The sequence below is a fragment of the Geomonas sp. genome, assembly GCF_035254065.1.
Lineage (GTDB): Bacteria > Desulfobacterota > Desulfuromonadia > Geobacterales > Geobacteraceae > Geomonas.
On record NZ_DATFBA010000146.1, the window covers coordinates 1 to 2,754 of the forward strand.

General features: G+C 60.2%; 2 protein-coding genes. One reads left to right on the plus strand and one right to left on the minus strand.

The window, feature by feature from the left end; all coding sequences use genetic code 11:
- Nucleotides 1–118 precede the first annotated feature (118 nt).
- Nucleotides 119–1,975, minus strand: coding sequence for a phosphoenolpyruvate carboxykinase (GTP) (locus VJ604_RS07160; protein ID WP_324081089.1), 1,857 nt, complete (start codon nt 1,973–1,975; stop codon nt 119–121).
- A gap of 655 nt (nt 1,976–2,630) precedes the next feature.
- Between VJ604_RS07160 and VJ604_RS07165 the strand changes: the two genes are divergently transcribed.
- On the plus strand, nt 2,631–2,754 hold a 124-nt coding region (locus VJ604_RS07165; protein WP_324081091.1), incomplete at its 3' end, for a rubredoxin.

The following is a 2,754-nucleotide window of genomic DNA, read 5'->3' on the forward strand; positions in this document are numbered from 1 at the left end:
AGTCCGCAACTTCAAAGACTACCAGTGGATGGCCAGCATGGTATTTTTTGTTGCTCAGTTGCTGTTGCTGTTGTTGAGGTAGCCCCCCTCCCGACGGAGAGGGGGCTACCCGTTTGTCTTACTCCTGCGGCTCGTCGCCGCCCGGCAGCGCGAACTGCTCCCAGTGCTCGGGGGAGCGCCAGAGGCCGGAGAGGATCAGCTCGCGGATGTGGAGGAACTCTTTGGGGAGACGGTCGTACATCTTCACGAACAGCTCCTCGTGGGAGAGGATCTCCTCCTTCCAGACATCGCGGTCCACGGACATCATCTCCAGGAACTGCTCCTTGGTGACGTTCTCGAGGCCGGTCCAGTCCATGTTCTCGTAGCTCGGCATCCAGCCCAGCGGGCTCTCCACGGCGGTGCCGCCGCGGCCGTGGACGCGGTCCACGATCCACTTGAGAACGCGCATGTTCTCGCCGAAGCCCGGCCAGAGGAACTTGCCGTTGGCGTCCTTACGGAACCAGTTGACGCTGAAGATGCGCGGCGGGTTCGGGTTGGTGCGCCCCATCTGCAGCCAGTGGTTGAAGTAGTCAGCCACGTGGTAGCCGCAGAACGGCAGCATGGCGAACGGGTCGCGACGGACGTTGCCGATGGCGCCGACCGCGGCCGCAGTGGTCTCGGAGCCCATGGTGGCGGCCAGGTAGACGCCGAAGCTCCAGTTGAAGGCCTGGTAGACCAGCGGGATCACGTTGTTGCGACGGCCGCCGAACACCATCGCCTCCATCGCCACACCTTTGGGGTCCTCCCAGGCTGGGTCGATGGACGGGCACTGGCTGGCCGGCGAGGTGAAGCGGGAGTTGGGGTGGGCGGCCGGACGACCGCAGCCCGGGGTCCACTCGTTACCCTGCCAGTCGGTCAGCTTGGCGGGGGCCTCGTCGGTCATCCCTTCCCACCAGACGTCGCCGTCCGGGGTGAGCGCCACGTTGGTGAAGATGGAGTTCTTGGCGCAGGAGATCATGGCGTTGGGGTTGGATTTCATCGAGGTGCCCGGCGCCACGCCGAAGAAGCCTGCCTCCGGGTTGATGGCGTACAGCTTGCCGTCGGCGCCCGGCTTGATCCAGGCGATGTCGTCGCCGACCGTGGAGACCTTCCAGCCGGTTTTCTTGAAGTGGTCGGGCGGCACCAGCATCGAGAGGTTGGTCTTGCCGCAGGCGCTCGGGAAGGCGGCGCCCAGGTAGGTCTTTTCCCCTTCCGGGTTCTCGATGCCGAGAATCAGCATGTGCTCGGCCAGCCACCCCTCGTCCTTGGCGATCTTGGAGGCGATGCGCAGCGCCAGGCACTTCTTGCCGAGCAGCGCGTTGCCGCCGTAGCCGGAGCCGAACGACCAGATGGAGCGCTCCTCCGGGAAGTGGACGATGTACTTCTCCTTGTTGCACGGCCAGGGCACGTCCTTCTGGCCAGGCTGCAGCGGAGCGCCGATCGAGTGCAGGCAGGGGACGAACTCGCCGTCGCCCAGGACGTCGATGACCTTCTTGCCCATGCGGGTCATGATCTTCATGTTGACCGCGACGTAGGGGGAGTCGGAGATCTCCACGCCGATCTTGGCGATGTCTGAACCGAGCGGGCCCATGCTGAAGGGGATCACGTACATGGTGCGTCCCTTCATGCAGCCGGTGAACAGCTCGGTCAGCTTCTTTTTCATCTCTTTGGGGGCCACCCAGTTGTTGGTGGGGCCTGCGTCCTGCTTGGAGACGCTGCAGATGAAGGTGCGGTCCTCGACGCGGGCTACGTCGCCCGGATCGGACAGGGCCAGGTAGCTGTTGGGGCGTTTCTCGGGGTTCAGTTTACGAAAGGTGCCGCCTTCGACCAGAAGATTGCACAGCCTGTCGTATTCCTCTTCGGACCCGTCGCACCAGTAGACCTGGTCCGGCTGACACATAGCGGAGACTTCCTTGACCCAGTCCAGCAACTGCTTGTTCTTCACTTCGTAACTCATGTCCACGCCTCCTTGTGTTGTTAGGATTAGTATCCGTTCGTTTTTTAGATGGGGCGAACCCGGTTATATGTGAGCGTTTGAGGAAACAGCCGTTAGCCTCGCGCGTTTGCATTCCTTTGCCATATCTGAAGAAAAGGCACAGGGAAAAAGAGTTCCATCGGATAGAGCGAAATTTCGTATCCGGCTCGTTGCTTATAACTTGGGGCTGATTGCTTGCTGCTACGGGGGACCTAGAAGATACGGTACGCGGGATGAGTAGAACGTCTCGTGCGGGGAGTTGGATGGTCCTCTCAGGGGGAGAGGAGTTGTGCTCTGTGACTGCCAGGTACCATCGGGTGGAACTTGATCACAGTCTCTGCCGTGATTCTTGAGATTCAGGCACCTGGTGTTGTCATTGAGCATTGGTGGATCTCCCTGCGCCGGCATTTTAATTATGACACGGTAACACAACGAGTGTTCAAAGTAACACAACGAGTTTCAAAATCAAGTCTTAAATTGCTGCTCCAGCCTTATTTGACACGGAGTTTCCGTCTGTTAGACTTGTGCCGGACCTTCGCAGGGAAGGCCCGAACCGTCAGCGATTCCGGATGTATACGGAATCAAAACGGTTTTTTACTGTCGCTGAAGATTTTTACTGTCACTGAAGGAGACTGCCATGGAGCCTTACATCTGCACCGTCTGCCAATACGTTTACGACCCCTATGTCGGCGACCCCGACAACGGTGTTCCCGCCGGCACCCCTTTCGCCGATCTCCCCGAGGATTGGGTCTGCCCGGTGT